General features: G+C 45.7%; 9 protein-coding genes. 3 read left to right on the top strand and 6 right to left on the bottom strand.

Annotated elements, in window-relative coordinates:
* The first annotated feature begins 367 nt into the window (after positions 1 to 367).
* Positions 368 to 2101 carry a S8 family serine peptidase gene (locus FZC41_RS11580; RefSeq protein WP_148567577.1) on the top strand — a complete coding sequence of 578 codons (1734 nt, stop codon included), beginning with the start codon at positions 368 to 370 and terminating at the stop codon, positions 2099 to 2101.
* Between the two features lie 223 nt (positions 2102 to 2324).
* Here FZC41_RS11580 and FZC41_RS11575 read toward each other — a convergent pair whose 3' ends face one another.
* Both FZC41_RS11575 and FZC41_RS11570 read right to left on the bottom strand, forming a co-directional pair.
* Positions 2325 to 5945, bottom strand: a complete 3621-nt coding sequence (locus FZC41_RS11575; protein ID WP_170253973.1) for a hypothetical protein — start codon at positions 5943 to 5945, stop codon at positions 2325 to 2327.
* A 360-nt stretch (positions 5946 to 6305) separates the two neighbouring features.
* On the bottom strand, positions 6306 to 8198 hold the full coding sequence (locus tag FZC41_RS11570; RefSeq protein ID WP_148567575.1) for a hypothetical protein: 1893 nt from the start codon (positions 8196 to 8198) through the stop codon (positions 6306 to 6308).
* Positions 8199 to 8588: 390 nt separating this feature from the next.
* On the opposite strand from FZC41_RS11570, the gene FZC41_RS11565 reads away from it, so the two are divergent.
* A complete protein-coding gene (locus FZC41_RS11565; protein ID WP_148567574.1) occupies positions 8589 to 10871 on the top strand; it encodes a methyl-accepting chemotaxis protein in 2283 nt (760 codons plus the stop codon).
* Between the two features lie 209 nt (positions 10872 to 11080).
* A complete protein-coding gene (locus FZC41_RS11560; protein WP_148567573.1) occupies positions 11081 to 12547 on the top strand; it encodes a helix-turn-helix domain-containing protein in 1467 nt (488 codons plus the stop codon).
* On the opposite strand, the gene FZC41_RS17735 is transcribed toward FZC41_RS11560, so the two are convergent.
* The 4 genes from FZC41_RS17735 to FZC41_RS11545 form a co-directional block, all read right to left on the bottom strand.
* Entirely contained in the window at positions 12544 to 12672 is a 129-nt protein-coding gene (locus tag FZC41_RS17735; protein WP_279235181.1) for a hypothetical protein, read from the bottom strand. The genes FZC41_RS11560 and FZC41_RS17735 overlap by 4 nt on opposite strands.
* A 19-nt stretch (positions 12673 to 12691) precedes the next feature.
* The gene (locus FZC41_RS11555) at positions 12692 to 13879 is read right to left on the bottom strand and encodes an anaerobic nitric oxide reductase flavorubredoxin (protein WP_148567572.1); all 1188 of its coding nucleotides are present in this window, start codon (positions 13877 to 13879) and stop codon (positions 12692 to 12694) included.
* Between the two features lie 279 nt (positions 13880 to 14158).
* Positions 14159 to 17833, bottom strand: a complete 3675-nt coding sequence (locus tag FZC41_RS11550) for an Ig-like domain-containing protein (protein WP_170253971.1) — start codon at positions 17831 to 17833, stop codon at positions 14159 to 14161.
* 234 nt (positions 17834 to 18067) lie between these two features.
* On the bottom strand, positions 18068 to 22120 hold the full coding sequence (locus tag FZC41_RS11545) for an Ig-like domain-containing protein (protein WP_170253970.1): 4053 nt from the start codon (positions 22118 to 22120) through the stop codon (positions 18068 to 18070).
* Between the last annotated feature and the right edge of the window lie 572 nt (positions 22121 to 22692).

The following is a 22692-nucleotide window of genomic DNA, read 5'->3' as shown; positions in this document are numbered from 1 at the left end:
CTCTCTCTTTCTAAAATGCTAACATTCCGTCTATCCTATTTTAATTTATATTCTTTTATACTTTATCGGCATCAATCTTCTTTATATTAGCTGAATTTATAGATGCTACACTATTTAGTCGTTATTATAAGTCAAACGTGCATTTATTTCAATATAATTACAATATAACTGTTATCGCATGTGCATATACAAGTCTATATGGGGTAATATTGCAACATTCAGATTTGCAAAGCAGCAATTTTAGACATTCGTTTTAAAAAAGCGAACAAATCATCTTCCGGTCCAAATTTATTCAAAATTTTTAATGTTTTTAACCGCCTGATGTATTATAATAAACGCATACACACAAACCAGAAAGGAACCACCCGTGAAATTCAAAAATTCAATCGTGTTTTTGTTAATGATTGTTTTGATTGGAACATCCTGCCCCCTAGGGGTACTAGCGGAAAGCGCGACTGCAGCTCAGGCAGTCAACAGCACCATGCTTGTCCAAAGCCTGGACGAAGTGGCGAATATTGACAAAAGTTCAAACATCGATCAGGAAATCACTGTCATCTATAAAAACAATGATGCCAGTGTCCAAAATCTTGGTCTGACAACCCAGGAAATTAAAGGCGGAGAAACCTTATCCCCGCGCGTCGACGTCATTGAAGTCAATGATGCCGTCAATGTGGATGCCATGGTTACTTCATTAGAAGCGAACCCCAATGTCCTGGTGGCTGAAAAAAACCGATATATCCAGACCGCCGAGCTTCCCAACGATCCGGAGCTCTCCACCGCCTGGCAGTTTGAGCGCATCGGCGCCGGCGCAACCTGGGATCAGATCAACAACGCAGACCCCGTAGTCGTTGCCGTTATCGACACCGGCCTCAACACCGCACACCCGGATATTGTCGGGAATACTGTGGCAGGATACGACTATGTTGATAAAACCACCACCATGAAAGACGTAGCCGGTCATGGCACCGCGGTCAGCGGCTGCATTGCCGCCACCGCCAATAACGGCATCGGCATTGCCGGCATTGCTGGAAATGCCAATATAAAAATTGCTCCTTACCGGGCCGGAGGAACTTATGAAGGGGATACCAATTTAAGTATCGCCAGTATTTGTGCCGCTTTGTACGATGCGGCTAACCGCTCCGACGTCAAGGTCATCAACATGAGTTTTTGCACTTATGATCCCTCCAGTGCTTTGGAAATGGCCGTGGCTGACGCGGCCAGCGCCGGCAAGGTTTTAGTCGCCGCTTCCGGAAATCAGGGGAAAATCGGAAATATCGATGCCGGAAAAGATGCCTATCCCGCTTCTTACGCTCATGTCATCTCAGTCGGCGCAACCACCAGCACCGACACCATTGCCAGTTATTCCCAGCACAATGACCAAGTCGATTTATGTGCCCCCGGCGATGCGGTTTACACCACCAGCTTTACCGGAGATTACAAATCAGTATCCGGCACTTCCTTTTCCAGCCCGGTTGTGGCCGGAGCCTGTGCCGTCTTAATGGCTGCCGATTCCAGCTTGACCAGTGCCAAAGTGGAAACCGTTCTGGAGAGTACCGCGCTGGATTTCGGCACCGCCGGAAAAGATGATCATTACGGCTACGGCCTGATCCAACTCGACAAAGCCCTGGCGGCCCTACCCGATACCAGTTCCATCACCTACCGGACTCATATTCAAGATGTGGGCTGGCAAGACTGGAAAGCCGACGGAGCAATCAGCGGCACCTCGGGCCAATCGCTCCGTCTGGAAGGGATTGAAATCAATCCCCAAAACGAGGGCTACGATTTGGGGGTAACATACCAAACCCAAATCCAGGATATCGGCTGGCAGGACTGGGTAGCCAACGGAACCCTCAGCGGCACCTCAGGAAAAAGCCTTCGACTGGAAGCGATTAAAATTAAACTGACCGGTTCCGATGCTGATTTATTTGATGTCTACTACCAGGTTCACGCCGAAAACTTCGGTTGGCTGGGCTGGACCAAAAATGGTGAAAGCGCCGGCACACAAGGACTGTCTTATCGATTAGAGGCCATCCGCATTCAGATTGTCCCTAAGGGCAGCGCCGCACCCGGTTCAACCGAGACGCCATTTGTCAGCAGTTGATGCACCTACCCCACGGGCGATCATGGATCGCCCCTACAACGTTGGAAGTAAAATCATTGGATGCAAGCAAAATCGCATCAAGAGCAGTTTAATCATCATACCGTAGGGGCGGGTATTACCCGCCCGCAAAAAAGGCTGATTTCCAGATTTGGAAATCAGCCTTTTTCATTGGGTTGAAACGAAACAGGAGGGTAGTTCCCTCCTGTTCCCGATTTCATCATTCTTAACTAATTGTCAATGTTACTTCTTTAGTGACAATCGGTGTAGCATCCGCACCACTAGGTGTAATGGTAAAAGTGACTGTTGCTTTGCCGATAGTTGTCACATCCCCAGTTGGACTAATAGCAGCAAGACCGGTATCACCCATTTTTCTGGTGAAGGTGACCGTATATTGTGTCATATCAAACCCTTGCCCAGTCAAATAATTCGTAATCGCCGTAACAATATTGGTAGTTCCAGTTTGTACGCCAACATTGGTAGTGTTGATATAAATATTCTCATCCGGCGCGGTTGTATAATCTGATGCATAAACTAAAGCCAGTCTCGCGTCCTGCAGTGTCCTGGTTGCTGTCACATATTCCAATTCGCCATTGTTTAAAGGATCCCAAGTCTTGTTTAACGATAGCTTATCATAAGAATCTTTGTAATTACTCCAATTTGTTAAATTATAAACATTATTTTTTTGATTTGTATTAAGCGAAGAATATTTCACCACTTCATTGTTAAATGCGTTTATTGTGGCCGTTTTTGCTCGCAGAATAAGGCCAGTTTTAACGCCATTAATCGCTTTTGTATACTCGTTTATGGTAACCTGATTTGCCAGAATCGGTACATCAATTGTAAATTCATTACACACTGACCAATAATCGTTAAATGAAGTTACCGTATATATCGGTCGATATCCTTCAGAATAGAATTCACGAGCTTTTTTATACCCTGTATAATCAAGATTTGCTGCTGCTGACGGCACTAAGGCCTCCCGTGCAGCCAAAATCCTGTTCGTCTTTTCATCAACTTCACTCTGAGGTGTTAACACGGTAACATCCGTGCTGGTGGGCGTCCAATCCCCGGCAACATTAAAGCTTGCGTAAAGTTCGACCCAGGTTGCGTATGCCGCCCAGGAATCGGGAGTGGCCAGTTTGGCAATATCCCCAACATAGTCTGCTGTTTTCGTTTTAAGATTATCCTGATAGGTCGAAATAGCTGCTTTGAAATTAGCTAAATCGGTTGAAGACACCAGTTTCCCCTGGGCCAGAGCAATATTATTTTTCGCCGTATTTACATCAATTTGTGTATTATCTTTTGTCACCTGATTAGCGTAAAGGACGGCTACATAATCTGCCCAGGATTTAGCTGTAAATTCAGCTTCTCTTCCTTTATATTTATCGCGAACATAGATATATGCCTCCAAATCAGCGCCCTTAACCAGCTGTAGTTGAGCAGCCTTTATATTTTTTGTCGCACCATCAATTTTGGACTGGGTATCTTCTGTCGTCACAGCATTGGCAATCAACGCGGCTTGATAAGTCGCCCAGGATTTTGTCGTCCAATCATCAGCCAATTTATAAAGTGGATCCGCCAAAGCGGTATCATATGCTGTTGTCACACCTTTTTTTACCAGATTAAACTGAGCCGCCTGTATTTTAAGCACAGCTGCATCAATTTGAACCTGGGAGTTATCTTTATTCATCAGGTTGGCCAGAAGCACCTTTTTGTACGGTGTCCATGTTGCCACCGTATAATCCTGTTCAGGAGCTTTAGCTAGGATCGCAGTATAAGCGTCAAAATTCGTCCCTCTCTTCACCAATTTAGTCGGAGCCTGAGCCGCCAAGATATTTTTCACAGCCGTTTTAATTTGATCCTGGCTATTATCGTTGGTCATCACATTGGCAGCCACTACTTTTTGATAAACAGCCCAGGATGCCGATGTATAATCCGCTTCCTTCACGTTATTCAGGGCCGCAATATAATCGGTTAAAATTCCTGTCGGTACCAGCAAATTTTGAGCGATTTTTATTTTTGCCACGGCCGCATCGATAAGGATTTGTCCGCTATCGGCCGTCACCACATTGACTTTTAGTACATTCTGATAAGCAGTCCATGATGCTGAGGTATAACTAGTTTCTTTAGCGCTATACGCCGCCAGGGTGGCTAGATAAACCGCTGTATTTCCCAGCGGCACCAGCTTTGGCTGAGCCGCCACTATTTTTGCCGTCGCCGCATCAATCGCCGTCTGGCCGCTGGCCGCTGTCACGATATTGGCATCAAGGACTTTCTGATAGATGGCCCAGGATGCTGATGTATTTTCTGCTTTTTTAGCCTTTGCAAGGGCGGCCGTATAATCCGACATATCACCGATTGGCACCAATTTCGGCTGAGCTGCCAATATTTTTGTGGTGGCGGCATCAATTTCAGTCTGAGTGTTGTTTTTTGTGACTTTGTTGACATCAAGCACCTTTTGATAAATTGCCCAGGAAACGGTTGTATAATCCGCTTTATTAGCTGCTGCCACAACCAGGTCATAAGTCGATACATCCCCAGCTTTAACCAGTTTTATCTGCGCCGCTTTGATGTTTTTAATCGCCGTTTCAATGGCTGTTTGAGTGTCATTTTCCGTCATTACATTGGCATTCACCACTAACTGGTAGATACCCCAGCTAACCGTCGTATAATTTTCTTCCTTAGCCGCGTCCAAAAGCGCGTTATAGGCTCTAAAATCAAATTTTTTGACCATGTTTTTTTGCCCGGCAATGATTTTTGCCGTAGCCGCATCCACATCCACCTGGGTGTTTGCTTCTGAGACCACATTGGCAGCCACTATTTTTTGATAAGCAGCCCAGGAATCCGTTGTATAATCAGCTTCCCTTACGGCCGCCAAAACACTGTAATACTCCGTTACATTAACTTTCTTCTGCAAATCCTTCTGCGCCAGCAAAATTTCTGCCGTCGCCGCATCAATTTCCGTCTGCGTATTATTAAGTGTCACCACGTTGTCATCGACCACCACTTGATAAACAGCCCAGGTGTCCGGAGTATAATCTGCTTCCTTTGCCGCAGTTAAAGCCGTATTATAAGCTGCTAAATTTTTGCTTCTTGCCAGTTGCCGCTGAGCGGCAACAATCTTTGCGGTAGCAGCTTTTATTTCGTCCTTAGTATTATCTCCAGTCATCACATTGGCATCCACCACCTGCTGATAAACAGCCCAGCTGTCAACGGTATAATTATCTTTATTTACGACCGCCAAAGCAGCTTTATAAGCTGCCAAATCCACGTTTGTTTCCACCACTTTAATTTTAATACTTTCAAGCCGTAAGCTTAGACCAACGGTTCCGGCTATTTCGCCATCAGCTTTCCACCCTTGATTCCAGCCATAATTTTCGCCGTGTACCATATATTGTACTGAATAGTCCGGCAATGTATTACCATAGGCATCTACTAATACAATTTCAATTGCTTCAACCCGTTGGCTTTTTCCTTCTGAACCGGCAAAATCACCATCTTTTTTCCAATTATATGTATTCGTTATATTATCTGGATTATTCTGCCATCCTTCATTCTCAATATGAACATTATAACGGATGCTCGCACCTGCCGGAATCGTTCCTGTCAATCGAATAGAAAATCCTTCAATTCTTTTACTTTCGCCAGTTGTTCCTAATTGATTGTCACTTTGAACCCAACTGCCATCAGTTGGGCTATCGCCATAATCTTGCACATGCCCTCGATATTCAACCCCTATTGTTGATGCGGTGGCTACTTGTTCCATTTGTGCCCATGCACTCGTTGGCAACACTATCGAAAACAAAAAAAACGCCACTAAAATCGAAGTAACCGATTTTTTCATGATAAAGTTCCTCTCCTTCTTTTTCTTTTTCTTTAATTCTGAATCATCTATTTTTTGTAGATTTCTCATTATCAGCAATTTCCAAACAATTTATATGATCAATATTTATATCGTCAATTTTACACTTTTCTTTAGCTTTTTGCAACGGTTTACCAATATTCCGTTTTCTCTATCTGTCGTATATTTTCGTTGCTGCCGGCAATAACGAAAAAAGACCAGTTTTCACTGATCTTTTTTTGGTACTGCTATATTATTTGTTCGTGCGTCCACCGGCGATTAATAATCGCCCCTACAAAATATGATTGATAATGACCGTAGGGGCGGGCACCCATATTCATAGAGACTAGCTTTCATTTTGAATCAGCTCAGCACCAATACCACATTTGCGGTCGTTGCTGCTGCCGAACCATCAACCGGTGTGATGGTAAAGGTTACCGTCGCGGTGCCGGTTCCGACATTGGTAATCAGACCTGTTGTCGGATTAATAACAGCGGTGCCGGTTGTATCGACACGGGTAAAGGTAATTAGATACTTGCTGGTATCCAGTTCATTCGCCGTCATCAATTCTTTGGCACGTGTTAGAATATTATCATTAACGCTTTGTACTTCAAAACTTGCGCTGTTGATATTTCCCTTTGCTACCACATAGGCGGCTGAATAAATCAGATTATTTTGAGCCGTTAAAACGGTGGCCGTTGCGGCATCAACCACGGCCTGGGCATTGTTGGCCGTAACCGTATTGGTCGAAACCACGGTCTGGTAAGTTGACCAGGAAACCGTCGTGTAATCAGCCTGTTTTACCAGCGCAAGCGCTTCATTGTATTTGCTAATATCTGAACCCAATACCAGTATTTTCTTTTGCAGGCTGATGATGGTATCGGTATAACTATCAACCACTGCCTGAGTCGAACTTTTCAGGGCATTCGATGTCAGGCCATTAAGATAGACGACCACCGGATCCTTGGAATAAGTATCAAACGAAGCGGTAGTGTAAGGCCCATCGGTTATTTTAATCATCTTTGCTGCATTGAATGCCGTTAAATCAGTGGTCTTCACCAATTTAGCGACCGCACTGTTGATATAGGTTGTTGCGGCATCAACAGTTGCCTGGGTACTGTTTTTCGAAATAACATCATACACCCATACGTCATCTTTAAGGGTTCCGTATAATTCGCACTGCGTCGTGTAGGTATTCCATGTCGCCTCTGTATAAGGAGCATTGGCGGCATCCGCACCATATGTTACATATAAGTTGATGGCCTTATTAAACTCCGTCATTTCGGCATACAAATCAAGGCTTTTCTGCGCGGCTACAATTTTTGCCGTTGCATCATCCACTGCTTTTTGAGTATTCTGATTGGTTACCACATTGGCATCTAAAACCGCTTTATATGCCGTCCAACCCGATTTAACCTGATCTTCTGTTATGGCCGCGGTTGCTTTATTGTATGCTGTCAGGTTCGATAATTTAACCAGATCTTTCTGCGCGGCCGTAATTGCCGCCGTGGCAACATCAACCTTCGCCTGAGTATTTGCCAGCGAGACAACATTGGCAGTTACCACTTTCTGATAAGCAGACCAGGAAGCCGTTGTATAATCCGCTTCTTTTACCGCCGCCAAGGCGGTATTATAAGCTGCTAAGCTGGTTGTCTGGACAATCTGAACTTTTAAGCACTCTAACCGTTGGCTAGCACCTACCGTACCGAGCTTTTGACCGTCGGCAACCGCAGCTACATCTCCAATATTTTCAACATGTCCGCTGTATTGCACACTATAGCCATCCAGCTTGGTGCCATCAGCATAAAGCAATTCAATCTGAATCGCTTCAATACGCTTTCTTTCAGCTCTTGTGCCAGCAAAATTAGGACCTTCCTGCCAGGTAGTTGGGTCATCGATATTCCCCAGCCAGCCATAATCCTGAACATGAAGATTATAAACAATTTTGGCGCCGGCCGGAATATCTCCAGTCAACTGAAGTTCTACCCCTTCAATTCTTCTACTTAGGCCCGGTGTACCTATTTGCGTTGGTCCGATAACCCAGGTGCCGTCTGTTGGGTAATCCCCAACATCCTGAATATGGGCACGATATTGAACCCCCATATTACTGGTGGCTTCAGTTGCTACCCCATTCGTGAGTATTCCCGAAGCTACTGCCGATGTTTGAGTTTCATCAGCAGCAGCAAAAGCACTTGTTGAAAAGATCATTGAAAACATCAACATTGATGATAAAATACTAACTGTAATTTTTTTCACATTTAAATCCTCCGTTTATAATTTTTGATAATTTTGACAACATAGGATTTTATTAAGAACCTATTTATGGTAAATTTTACACCTTCTTAGGTGTTTTGGCAATGTTTTACTTGCGACAGGGTGGGGTTCTACCATGAAATAAAGATATACCACAAATATGCTATTTTGTGACTGTATTTACAAAACAAAAAATAAGATTGTGTTTACTAAACGCATCATATATAATGTTGTACATAAATAAACAGATTTGATTGAATACCCCTGCTGTGAAGAGTAACAGCATCTATGTAAAGGTAGATCAGCGGTATAATCTTTCAGGGAAAAGTGGTGAGGAAGAAACAACAATATGATTTAATCGTATTTATATAGAAAATTAAAGAGGAGAAACGAATGAAGCATGAAAAAAGTTTGTTGTCGAAGATCCTGATCACGGTTGTTCTGCCTGTTGCTTTGATTTTTTTAGTAACCGTCGGCTTTTCAATGGTGTTTGTGGGCCCGAACAATCAGGTCCTCAGCTATGCCATCGGATTAGTTCTGATCATTGGCGTAATTGTCCTGGGAATGAAGGATGCCTCCAACAAAATATCCAGACTTACAAAAGTTGCCCATTATCTTGCCGATGGTGAAATTGAAGCGGCGTTCGACGTTGAAAAATCGCAAGATCAGTTGGGAGAATTAGGTTTTGCTTTGTCTGAAATTGCAGCGACCATGAGAGTCCAGGCCGACATTGCCAAAAAGATCGCGGAAGGCGATCTATCCCAGGTCATCAGTCCAATATCGAAAGCCGATCTGATGGGAAACAGCCTGCTGAGCTTACAGCAATCAATGGTAAACGTTCGCGATTATCTGGTGATGATGCCAGAACTTGCTGAGCAAGAAGATTATCTTAACAAGAGCCGGGAAAATGATTTCAACGGCGATTACAAAATCGCCATTGCCCAGGTCAATCGGGCCATCGAAACAATCTCCAATAAAAGAGATTTCTTTCAGGCCATCCTTGATGCGATGCCTTACCGTGTCACCGTCGTGAATAATGATTCAAAGATTACCTTTCTCAATAAAGCCCTGGGCGATTTGATGAAGAAAACCGGAACGGCTGAACACCGGGAAGATATGTATGGCCGAAGCTGTTCCGACTGTAATTTACAGATGTGCAACACTGAAAATTGCGGCGTAACCGCCTCAAAAAAAAGCGGCAGAATTGAGTATCCCTTTGAATTCAGAGACCGCTACTATCGCATGGACACAACGCCGGTTATCAATAAAAGCGGCGAAACCATCGGTTTCCTTGAAACATCTCATGATACGACACCTTTCGAAAGTGTTGCCCATTACACGAAAAAAGAAGTTATTCGTTTAGAAGAAAATTTAGGAAAACTATCAGCTGGGGACCTGAATTTTAATACTGATATTCAGGACCCCAATGAATACACCAATGAAACCCACGAGCAGTTTATGACTATTGAAACAAATCTGGTCGGCGTAAAAGATTCAATTGGCGAGCTCATCGAAGATGCCACCCTGCTTACACGAGCAGCCATTAAAGGCGAATTGAATACCCGGGCCGATGAAACAAAGTTTGATGGCTCCTGGCAGAAGCTGATTAAAGGTATGAATGGCATTCTCGAAAAAATTTCCAAGCCTTTAGCCGAAGTCGTATCAGTCATGAATGCCGTGTCCGAAGGAAACTTGAACGTCTCCGTGGACGGTTCTTATCAAGGCAGTTTCGACGAATTGAAATCCTCTGTCAATACGATGGGGAGTCGTTTTAGAACCGTTGTGACCGAAATTTCGGCAGTCACTGAAGAAATTGGCAATGGCAATCTCAACATTGAAGAAGTCCGGGCTTATCCAGGCGATTTCAACACCATTTCCATTGCCCTTAACGCGATTATTTTAAAACTGAATTCCCTATTAGGGGATATCAGCAATGCCGCTGAGCAGGTTAATGTTGGGGCCAATCAGGTATCCGACAGCAGTCAGTCGCTGGCTCAGGGTTCCACCGAGCAGGCCAGTTCGATTCAGGAATTAACCGCGTCCATCGCGGAAATTGCCGATCAAACCAAAAACAATGCCGTTGATGCGAACAAAGCCCGAGAATTGGCTACGGATGTCATGGAAAATGCTAAAAATGGCAATCATCAGATGACGGAAATGCAGCAATCCATGGTCGAAATTAATAAGTCTTCCGCCGATATTTCCAAAATCATTAAGGTGATTGACGATATTGCCTTCCAAACCAATATTTTAGCCCTCAATGCCGCGGTAGAAGCCGCTCGAGCCGGGCAGCATGGCAAAGGATTTGCTGTCGTTGCCGAGGAAGTCCGAACGCTGGCCGCCCGCAGTGCCGACGCCGCCAAAGAAACAACCGGATTAATCGAAGGTTCGATCAGTAAAGTTCAGGAAGGTACCAAGATTGCCGATCAAACTGCCGGAGCACTGGATGAAATCGTCACCGGTATTGGCCAAGTTGCCAGTCTGATTGGCAATATTGCCACCTCTTCCAATGAACAGGCCACCGGAATTGCCCAGATCAACATGGGGGTTGAACAGGTTGCTCAAGTGGTTCAGCAGAACTCCGCCACAGCTGAACAAAGCGCTGCCGCCAGTGAAGAACTGTCCGGTCAAGCCATTATGTTAAAAGAGCAGATTAACCAGTTTCAGCTGAGATAAAACCAGCCGACCGTTACTAAGCACCGAAACATTTAGCAAAGCATTTCAACCCAGAAAAAAAGACCGAAGCGACAACCGTCGCTTCGGTCTTTTTATTTCGAGTATCATTATCCTAAAAAAATAAAATGTGTTATAATCAGAAAAAGATAATGCCAGAACATTGCGTAATTGATTTGAAAAACTGGTCAAAACGGATAGAGGAGCATGCTATGACAAAATTCAGTGAAGAAATTAAAAGCCTGATTGATGAAAGCGGTGAAACGATACAGTCTTTAGCCAAAATCGGAAATTTAGACCGCACCACCCTCCAGCGGATCAAATCCGGGGAACGTTTGCCTACAAAAGAATTCTTCGGAAAATTGTGTGTCGCGCTGCGGTTGTCATCGGCTGAAAAAGAAATACTGCTTGAGCTGTATGAAATTGAAAAATGGGGCGCCCAATGCGTTGATAACCGAAAAAAAATCATCGCCCTGATTGAAACGATCACGGAACTGACCGAACAGGGCATCCAGTTTTCCAAAGAAATGTCCAAAAATGAAACGCCCCACAGCGACAATAACGATGCTGTCACCCACACCATTATAACCAACGAAGCCGCCGTCCTGAGAACCATCTGCAATGCCATCGACCGGGAGCTGTTCACTAACGATCATCCCCATCTCCAGATGTTTATCCGCGGTGAAAAAGAGCCCGTTTACAACCATATTTTTCAGCGAATGATCGGCAATAAAAAACACCTTGTTTTAGAAGATGTCATTCACCTGCCCAAAGCCAGCGAAGGTTCGACGACCGCGCACTACCTGACGACACTGAAATCCGTCATTTCAATTTCGGTTTTAAAAAACGTGGCCTACCAGTCCAACTATCTCTATTATTCTGAAAGTGGGGAGCTTGAACATAGTGCCCTGTTTCCTTACTATATTCTAACCTCAGACCGGACCCTGACCCTTTCATCCGATTTTAAACGGCTGATTGTGTATGACAATCCTGACATTCATGAACTCTATGGCGATGATTTTTCCAGTCTGCTGGAAACGACCGATTCATTTATTATTGAGAGCCGGAATTTATACGAAATTTTCGGGCTGGACCAGGTCCGAGTGCCGAAACAATTTATGAATGCTCTGCCGGCCATCGGTGTCTATTTTACCAAAGAGCTGATTGAATCCAAGGCCAATAAACAGCTGCCGCACTATGAATTTTTGCTGGAGGCCATCATATCCACTTATGCCCAGTATCAAAAAGACAAGTCTGCTATCACCACCTATTTTTCATTGGATTATCTCCGCGGCTTTGTCTTTGGCCAATGTATTTTCTTTCCCCCTGATATGTGTCATCCGTTTACCCGGGAAGAAGGCTTGATGTTTCTGGAAAAAACCAGGGATGATCTCGTAAACGGTGTGATCACGGCCTACGCCATGTCCGATAAGTTGAAAGCAAATTATGGATTTTTCGAAATTTTGCAGACCGATGATGCCATTCGCCTGGTTCTGCATTACGACGATGCCGAAGAGGTTATTTTCAAAGCCATCGAACTCAAAGAAAAAAGCATCATCGAGCTGTTTGACGATTTTTTCAAGTATCTGCCGAAAAGTGATTACGTCCTTTCGCAAGCCGAGACCATCACCCAACTCAACGACATGATTGAAGCCGTAAAATTTACACAGCAGACCTAAACGGTCAACCGATTTTTACTCGTTAATTCTACCATGCCCCGATATTCTAACCCGTAGGGGCGATCCATGATCGCCCGTTTGCGTCTGTTTTTGCACCAACGTTGCGGGCGATGATGTTCATTCAATTGTACCCAACCCCCGGCGCTAGGCTTTGGCAATCATTTTGCCAAATGCCGCGGCGGCTTCCTGTTGATCGAGATTGGGATTCCACTGATTTCTCAGTCCTTCACCGATGATCTCGAAACCGGCTTCAGTCAGCCATTCATTCAGGACCTTGGTTGACTCACCGCTCCACCCATAGCAACCAAAGCTGGCTGCTTTCTTATTTTTAAACTTCAGTTCCTTCATTAGATGAACAAAGCCGGCGATGGAGTGCAGAATACTGCCGCCGATGGTTGGCGACCCGATCAGCACCGTCTTCGATTTAAAAACCTCCGTGATCAGATCATTCTCATCACTCTTGGAGAGGTTGAATACTTTCACTTCAACCGCGGGATCTTCAGCATGGATCCCTTGGGCAATTTTTTCAGCCAACGTTTTCGTTCCGTTCCACATGGTATCATAAATAACGGTAATCTGATTTTCCTGATAATCCCCGGCCCACTGGGCATATTTTTCAACAATCTGCATGGGATTATCCTGCCAGATAACGCCGTGGCTGGTGGCAATGATGTCAATTGGCAAATTAAGAGCGATAATTTCATCCAGTTTTTTTTGCAGAATATGACTGAACGGGGTCAGAATATTGGCATAGTATTTTATCGCCTCTTTATACAAATCACATTGATCCACCAAATTGTTGAACAGCATCTCGGTTGCATAATGCTGACCAAAAGCATCATTGCTGAATAAAATATTATCGCCGGTTAAATATGTCGCCATGCTGTCCGGCCAATGGAGCATGCGCATTTCAACAAAGATCAATTCCTTGCCATTGCCTACAGCCAGCTTATCACCGGTCTTGACCACTTTAAAATTCCAGTCCTTGTGATATTGGCCCGTTAACGATTTGACGGCATTTTGGGTACAATAAATCGGCACCTCGGGAATTCGCTCCAGCAATTCCGGCAATGAGCCGCTGTGGTCCACTTCCCCATGATTGGCCACAACAAAATCGATGGTACTCAAATCAATCTCTTTTGCTAGATTCGCCACAAATTCTTTATCATAGGGCCTCCAAACCGTGTCGATCAAAACAGTCTTCTCTTCCTGAATCAAATAGGCGTTGTAGGTGGAGCCATGATTGGTTGAAAATTCATTTCCGTGAAACTGCTTCAGCTCCCAATCAACTTTTCCGACCCAGCTCACATTGTTCTTAATTTGTTTTTTCATTGTTTTTATTTCCTTTCCAGCAATTGCCTGGCACAATCTTCAGCTTCGCAAAAAATCAGGTTTAGAATTTGTTTACCCTTAATTTCCGTCTCTAACCACAAGAGGTTTGAAGAAAAGAGAGACGATCCGTGTTCCGCAGAACCCGAATCGTCTCTCTTTTTGTCTGAATGCCTCAACTATAAGCTCCAAGGCTAACTACGGGTAGGTATGGTCTACCTTACCCGACGGGATTCGCACCCGCTATATGATACGACCTAGCTCCGGAGAGCACAGACACCGTCAGTTAATAATGATGGCATTCTGTGGTGCTATTTCTTCCACCATATACTTCCCGCCACTGATCGGAACGGTCAAATTAACTGTTGCTGCCTCGATAAAAGTCTCCTCCAATGCATTTTCAGCATTAACAGTTGGTCTTAAATTCCCACCGGCTACCGGTGCATACCCAGTTGCTCCGGTTGTGATATCCGTTATTCGTACCATACTGCCGGCTCCGCTCGCATGGACCAGTAAGCTTGTGCCTGAAGCCGTTTTTATATTGTCTTTCGAAAATTCTTCGATAATATAAGTGCCATTACTGGCAGGCATAGTCACTGTAACATTTCCGGCCGCGGTGGTCAGAACCGGTACGGAACTGAGTTCCCCAGCTGCTGTCGGCGCATAGCCGATCTCGCCTGTTGCAACATCTGTTATTCTAATAATACTGTCGGATGCTGTCACGGGTACCGTTAATGTCGCTTCTGATGCAACCATTAAATCGGCGGGATGGAATACTTTAAATAGATACTCGCTGGCTGCCGGCGGTAAACCAACCAGATTGATTGAGGTTACCTGACTGCAGAAGATATTTCCGCTGTGCGTGTCGATGAATCTGACATAGTCACCGGGATTGGCGGCGATCAGCGGGTCTGCAACCGTCACGGTTGCTATCGCTTTAATCACTTGGCTGTTGGTGATCCCTACCGGCAAGCTGGTAAAGGTTCCTGTGAAGGTGTATGGCCCCGGGATTAAACCATTGTATGTTGTTGCGCATTCCCATGTGACAGCCATATTGGTGATATTGACGACGCTGTCATCATCCAGCGTGACATTAAAGGTTGAACCAAGCATAAACTGAGCAAATGAAAGATCTCCTCCATTTCCTATCGTTTTGGTGATGCTTGCGACACTCTTAATATTCTTTGTCCCGCTGACTGTTATGATCCCTTTTGGTGCGGCAACCTGCTTGTCATCATACGTCACCCCAGCCGGCAACGTACCGAAGGTCCCGGTAAATTCATAAGTCCCCGGTTTTGTCCCGACATAGGACGGAGTCGTGGTGTCGCTCCAGGTAACCGGCAGCATGGTGGTGGTATCATCTGCAAGGGTTACCTGTACTTGACTGCCAAGCGCAACCGTTGCCCCACTCAGATCGGTTCCGTATGAAACCTGACCAGTCACATTGCCTGCGCTTTTGATCGTCTGGACGGTATTGACCCTGACCGTTGCTTTTGGTGCAGCAACATTATTATCGTTCGTCACCCCAATCGGCAACGTGCCAAAGGTGCTTGTAAATTCATAAGTCCCTGGTTTTGTCCCGTCATAAGCAGTCGTTGTTGGTTCGTTCCAGCTGATCGGCACAACGGCCGTGCTGTCATCTGCAAGGATGACCGTTATTCCCGTGCCAAGAGCCGCTTTGGCCCCATTTAGATCGGTTTGATTCAGGACGGTTATGTTTTTGTCTGCCACACTCTTTATGGCTTTGGGCTCTTCCCTGGCGATGATCGGTCCGACGGGTTGACTTGCAACGGTGTCATTCGCATCGGCCGCTGTCACTCTGATAAATTTGCCCACATCCGCTGCAACCGGCGTATATTGACCGCCCTGCGCCTGATTAATATTGGTATACGTGCCATCTGTCGTATTGCAAATTTGCCATTGTAAAGAAAATCTTGCACTCAGTGGATCTGGTGGACCCGCACTTAAGACTTCACCAACCTGAGGCGTCCCGGTGATCGCACCGATCCCGATCAGTGGTAATGGTTGGGCTATACTAAAACCTGATGTATTACTTTCAACACCACTCATAACAGCAGCTGCCTTTGCCTGAACCGAGAGCGTCCCAGCACCAGTTCCTTGACCCGGTACCTTCATCGTATAATCGATTGTAACCATCTGGTCGCCTGTTCGTGTGATTTTTGACACCTGAAGATTAGTGGTGCCGGTATTAATCGACCAGTTTTTTAAATTCTCACTCGCGGCTGCATCCGCAAACGTCGAACCCGTCAGCGTGACTGTCTGCGAAACGCTGCCTAGGGCCGAACTATCATCGTAATTGATTAACCCCGCCTCGATTCTGACAACTTTCTCCGTGGCATCACTTGTCACCGTCCCATAATAATAGCCAGTTCCGGTTGCCGCAACTTTTATGTATTTATCCGCATATGCGTAATCCACTGCATAGGTACTGGACGTTGCGCCAGGGATATCCATATAAGTGACCCCGTCTGCCGATTGTTTCCACTGATACGTGACTGTCGCACCGGCTGGCAATAGGGTACCTGCGGTTAATAGATTTCCGGCACAGGGTGTCCCTGATATCGCACCGATTGAAGTCAATGGTATCGAATAATATCCGCTGTCACTGCTTCCGCCACTACTTGGTGGGTTGACTGGCGTCACTACCGGTTGTGTCACTACCTTCGGATCCACAGTTTGTTTGTCCGGCGCCTGTTCAAATTTTACCCCGTCGGCATTGACATTGGCATTGGCAATCGTGCCTTTTCCTTTAATATCCGCCCCGCTGTCAAGGACCATGTTTCCAACCTTTGTTTTGGTGTCCAGATTAATCTCGCAACCAGTTGCTTCCGTTCCAACTGACATATCCTTGACAGTGGTATCCCCCTGGGTCTTCACACTGACATCCGGTGCTTGAATTGTCACACTGTCGAAGCTGCCTTCCAGAATGATGTCCTGACCTTCGGCATTATCGGAGATGACAACATCCGCACCGGCCGCATCGGTTGCCACAATCCGAACATTTCCAGAAGCAGTTTTTTCCACGGTTATATTATTATAGCTGCCGCCATTGATGTGAATACTATGTTCACCACCACCGCGGACATGGGTTTGACCGTCGACCGTCACGTTGTTCAGATTTACGGTTCCATCGCCAACCTTTTCGCTGATCGTCAGATCGCCTTTAATATGGAGATTCTGAAGGGTCACGCCATCGGCATCAACGGTGACGTTATTGTTGACCACTTCCGTTCCGGTTTCCGGTCCGTAGGTGCCGGCTTTGTCATAAGCCGTTGCGGCCACCTGAACGATTTTGATCTGGATGGCTTCCAGACGCAGGCTGTGTCCGGTCGTTCCGGCAATGGCGCCGTCAGCTTTCCAGCCCTGGGACCAGCCATAGTCTTCGCCATGAACCAGATATTGGACGGAATAGCCGGGCAGGGTTTTGCCATCAGCGCCGACCAAAACGATTTCAATCGCTTCAACACGCTGGCTTTTAGCCGTTGATCCGGCAAATTCGCCGTTAGCTGTCCATTTGGAGGTATCCGTCAGATTATCCGGATCATTCAGCCAGCCTTCATTCTCAATATGAACATTGTAACGAATGCTGGCGCCGGCGGGAATCGCCGTGCCGCCGGTCAGCTTGATCCAGAATCCTTCGAGTCGTTTGCATTCGCCGGTTGTTCCCAGCTGATCCGGTCCCTGAACCCAGACTACGTCATTATCGGGATAATTGCCGATGTCCTGGATATGGCCCCGGTAATCAACTCCCATAACACTGGTCGTTGTTGTTGTGCCCGATGTTGCGGCATCCGTTTCAATTACATTTCCAACCGTTGCATCGCCATTAACCTGTACGTCAGCGGCAAAAACACCTGCTGAAAAAAACATTGAAACCAAAAGGATCGCAAACAACAGTCCGACGGGGGATACTCTCTTTCCAGTAATTCTTTTCATGCCTAAGTTTCCTCTCATTTTTCAATATTGTTTTATTGTATCAAACCTAAAATCATTAAACAACCTGTGGCAGTCCGTGTGACAAAACTATTTATTCTCGTGATACTCAAGCTCAATATAATAGGCCCCTTCCGCTTACTAAAGAGAAAAGACGATCCAAGTTCCGTAAAACTCGAATCGTCTTTTTTTGTTTGAGTGCCTCACAATAAGTTATGGGTACCTAGCTCCAGATAATCATATCACTTCGCCAGTCAGTGTTCCATTGTTTGTCAGTGTTCCATCGTTTTTTAAGGTTCCATTATTTATTAACGTGCTCCCCGCCGGTATCGACAGGGTGGCTCCGCTGCCAATGGTCCAGATCTTCACCAGCGGAATAGTCAACGTACCGTTAGTGTCTTGTGGATTGGTTCCAACAAGCGTGCCTGTTGCATCGCTGAGATTCAAGTCTCCCAGGATATTTCCCCCAACATAGGAATTAGCTGGCAGCTGACCACCAATGGTCGTTGTCCCTAAAACCTCTGCGGCATCAACCTCGCTTCCGGTTGCGTAAAGATTTCCGACCCTAAAATTTTGAATCGCGGCGTTATTAAAATTGAAGGAAAGTTCTCCGACGTAGCCGCTGTTGACCCCGTAAACCTGTCCCTCGACAGTACCGCCGTTGAACAGAACAGTCGCCATTTTGGTCAAGCCGTGAATGCCCCCGGCACACACATTGTTGACCGACCCGCCATCGATTTCGATAGATGTCTGATCGACAATGCCGTAGCCCTGACCGCCGCCATAAATCGCCGTCTCAAGGGTTCCCCCGGTTACTATAATTCCCGCTGATTTGGTGTAGTTTCCGGTGACATCAGCCGCAGACGTAGTCGTTCCTTTATAGTAATCTAAAACACCTGAAAGTGTTCCGGTGGACTGTGTCGGATCCGTATTTGACAAAGATGCTTCACCCCCACCGCAGATTGAATTAACCACGCCATTACCGATTATTACCGTGGCTGCATTGGTCACCCCATATAATTTTGCCCCACCATAAACGCAATTCGTAACTGTCCCACCATTAATATCCATGGCCGCAAAAGAAGTAACATCTGCCGACTTATCAAGTGATGTTCCGTAGCCGCCTCCATAGATTGTATCCACCGTCCCGCCGTTCATGCTGATCGAACTGGTATCGACAGCACCATCCTTTGCGCCGCCAAAAATGCTGTACTTTTTCCCATCAGTATTAGCTGCTCCATCAGTTACAGCTAAACGATAGACATCTGGAAGCGTCACAGAACCACCCTTCCAGGTGATGACGGTGGCGTATTTATCTTCCTGCACCGCTGAAATCCTAACCGGCATGCCGTTGGCATAGAAAGAATTACTAGCCTGATCCAAATAAGGTCCGCTATAAGAGCCGGTATTCAGAGTCAAACCAGCAAGATTTACGGTATATGTTCCTTCGCTGTATTTTGTTCCTGTACCATCCCAGTCCACATTAATAATAAGTTTGGTTTCACCTGCTTTAATACCCCAGACCACTAATTTACCTAAACCCATTGAAAAATCACTCCCCGTGCAGCTGGTTTCTTCAACTGCCGCATCGTTTATCATTCCTGTGATTTTAAGGGTTGTCTTCCCATCCGGGGTCACTCCAGCCGGAGGTCTGATGGAAAATATCAGCAAGTGCGATTCCTCGGTGCCAACTGCCTTTGTATCATCAGACACAGTATCCAAGGTCCCGGTTAAATCCAAGCTGTTTGAGTTATTTGCTGTAGCCTGCCAAATCGAATGGTCATATTTTTCCGCCCATTTATGGGTATCGTTATCCGGCAGAGTAGTTTCTCCAACCGTTGCCGTGGACAGGATTGGCACCGTTGGCACTGTTTCCAGGGTTGTCCCCGTTGTATTGACTGTGAATACCTGAATTGCACTTGCACTCCAATCGACAGTTGCTGAAAATGTTTTGTTTTCAGCCGTTACCAATGGATACCAGTAGAAATAATTCTGGTCTCCTGCCAAATCAGACCAATGATATCCGTGATTATCAATCGCCACATCCGAGAATTCAGGATTGAATCCTTCCGGTGCTGTAATTTTCACCCCTACGCGGTTTCCAGCAACGGTTCCCAATCCTGAATTGGCGGAATACCATTTGATTTCGCCCGCAGTAAAGTTCACCGTATTATCTGCAACCGTTGATATTAGCTCTCCACCGGTATTGGCGCTATCCCGTGCAATATTTCCAGACACTACCGAGGATACATTCCAATATGTCGCTCTAATTGTGCCATCCGCATAATACCATAATATTTTTTGAGTCTTTCCCGTTAAGAGGCAAGGTTTCCAGTCCGAGCCATTCTTTTCAGCGATCGACTGATAAAGAATGGCATCGCCTTTCGCGTCGGAAGAGCCATGATTGTTTTGAACATCTGTGACGCTGTAAACCGCTTCTCCATCATTTCGCGTGTAAGCAACGATTTTAGTTAACTCACCCTTAGCCGGTGCGTTAACAGTATATCCCACATAACCTTTAGTGGCATCTCCACCGATTCCAGCCGTCTGGCTGTCTAATTGCGTTTTCGCAGCACCGGTTACGTTTCCATTTGAATCCACCGTAAGCTGATTAATAAAATTCACTTTTCCATCCGCTTTTGTTATGGTTACCCCCGAAATTTCGGTCTTTGCCGGATCTGGGATCGTAATGTCATCTGCCGACACATACTCCTGAGAAATGACGGCTATTTCTTTTGATGCCGCAATCCCGGAAGAGGGATTGGTAGCAGTAACAGTCACGTTGCCAGCCTTTGTTCCCGTTAACAACCCGTTGGCGCTAATCGTTGCTTCCCCGGTCTCATTTGTAACGGACCAGACAATTCTTTTATTTGTTGCATCGGATGGTGTAATCACCGTACTCATCTGCAATGGACTATTGTCAACGGCGACGGTGGTTGCGTTATTCTCGCTGTTGACCGTAACACCAGTGACCGGGACGACTGTAATTGTTGCCGTGTTTTTTGTTGCCGGCGGAACCGTCACCGTCGGTGCGATTTTCTGTTGTACCGGTGCTTTATCATAGGTCACATTGTTAACATTGACATCCGCATTTTCAATGGTTCCCTGTCCTTTGACATTCGTTGCTTCATCAAACACCATGTGAGCCACTGTTGTTTTAGAATCCAGCGTTATTTCACTTCCCGTTGCCCCGGCTGCCACGTTCATTTCTTTAATCGCAGTGTCACCCTGCGTCGAAACATTGACATCCGGTGCTTTGATATCAACACTGTTAAAGGCGCCCTCCAGAATAATGTCCTGTCCTTGGGTATCTTCCGAAATGACGACGGCTAAGCCCGTTGCATCGGTTGCCACAATCCGCACATTACCGGAAGCCGTTTTTTCCACGACAATGTTGTTGTAGCTACCACCGTTGATGTGGATACTGTTGGGGCCGCCGCCGCGAACATAGGTGTTGCCATCCACAGTAACATTGTTCAAGTTAACCGTTCCCGCTCCGACTTCTTTAGCAATAATCAGATCGCCTTTGATGTGAAAGTTCTGAAGGGTCACACCGTCGGCGCCAACCGTTACGTCATTCTTGACGTCTTCGGTACCTGTTTGGGGGCCGTAGGTTCCGGCGGTATTATAAGCGGTTGCGGCGTCTTTGACAATTTTAATCTGGATCGCTTCGAGCCGCAAGCACAGGTGAGTTGTTCCGGCAATGGCGCCGTCAGCTTTCCAGCCCTGGGTCCAGCCGTAGTTTTCGCCATGGACCAGATATTGTACCGAATAACCCGGCAGGGGTTTGCCATCAGCGCCGACCAAAACGATTTCAATCGCTTCAACACGCTGACTTTTTGCCCTTGAGCCGGCAAATTCGCCGTTGGCTTTCCAGTTGGCGGTATCCGTTAAATTGTCCGGATCATTCTGCCAGCCTTCATTCTCGATATGCACATTGTAACGAATGCTGGCGCCGGCGGGAATCGCCGTGCCACCGGTCAGTTCAATATTAAAACCTTCAATTCGCTTGCTTTCGCCGGTTGTTCCGAGCTGACCATCGCCCTGAACCCAGGTTCCATTGGTGGGATAATCACCATAATCCTGAACATGACCCCGGTATTCAACGCCGACGGCTGTTGTCGTTGTTGGGGTTGCTATTGCCGCATCCGTTTCAACAATATTTCCAATCGTGGTATCGTCACCGACCTGCACATCGGCAGCAAAAACGCCGGTCGAAAAAATTAATGAAAAAAGCATCATTACAAACAGCAGTCCAATGGTACTTTTTTTTGAAGTCATTCTTTCCATGCGTAAGTTTCCTCTCATTTTTCAATATCGTTTTATTGTATCAAACCTAAAATCATAATACAACCTGTGACAATCCGTGTGACAAAACTATTTATTCTCGTGATACTGCGGTGCAATTATCGAAAAAGGGCTGAGCAGATGAAGCCGGAACTAAAAAAGCGCCATATGTTTTTAGTTTAAAATTTTAAATTAAGTGTATCTAGCTCCGAGGAACCTGGCACCGGGGCTAGTGACATATTTGTTATATATTGACAATGTTTTTGTGCTAAATATACAGAATTTTTAAGAAAGATTTGAAAGAAAAAGCTCTGCAGTGGAGCCTGATTTAACTCCATCTGCAAAGCTTCTGTTCTTTTTTTGTTTTACACGATACCCTCTTAACTCAATAAGTTAAGTGCCAGGAAAACCTCACATTGACTTAAGAAAGTGCGACAAGCGAAACGTCCGGGACCAGTGAAAAAGTCGAAAATATTAGTTTGTACAGATCGTTGAAAAAATTGGAAATCACGAATTAGAAATGGTGTAATATTTATAGGATGAAATTGAAACATCCAGTGTGTTTTTGATTAAAA

It is taken from the genome of Acetobacterium paludosum (assembly GCF_008086595.1).
Classification (GTDB): domain Bacteria; phylum Bacillota; class Clostridia; order Eubacteriales; family Eubacteriaceae; genus Acetobacterium; species Acetobacterium paludosum.
This window is presented reverse-complemented; position numbering and strand designations above follow the sequence as displayed.

Bases quoted from the DNA above. Each gene is read 5' to 3' on its own strand.
- FZC41_RS11555 (WP_148567572.1), bottom strand. From the start codon at position 13,879: ATGAAAAAACAAATTAAGAACAATGTGAGCTGGGTCGGAAAAGTTGAT.
- FZC41_RS11560 (WP_148567573.1), top strand. From the start codon at position 11,081: ATGACAAAATTCAGTGAAGAAATTAAAAGCCTGATTGATGAAAGCGGT.
- FZC41_RS11575 (WP_170253973.1), bottom strand. From the start codon at position 5,945: ATGAAAAAATCGGTTACTTCGATTTTAGTGGCGTTTTTTTTGTTTTCG.
- FZC41_RS11545 (WP_170253970.1), bottom strand. From the start codon at position 22,120: ATGGAAAGAATGACTTCAAAAAAAAGTACCATTGGACTGCTGTTTGTA.
- FZC41_RS11550 (WP_170253971.1), bottom strand. From the start codon at position 17,833: ATGAAAAGAATTACTGGAAAGAGAGTATCCCCCGTCGGACTGTTGTTT.
- FZC41_RS11565 (WP_148567574.1), top strand. From the start codon at position 8,589: ATGAAGCATGAAAAAAGTTTGTTGTCGAAGATCCTGATCACGGTTGTT.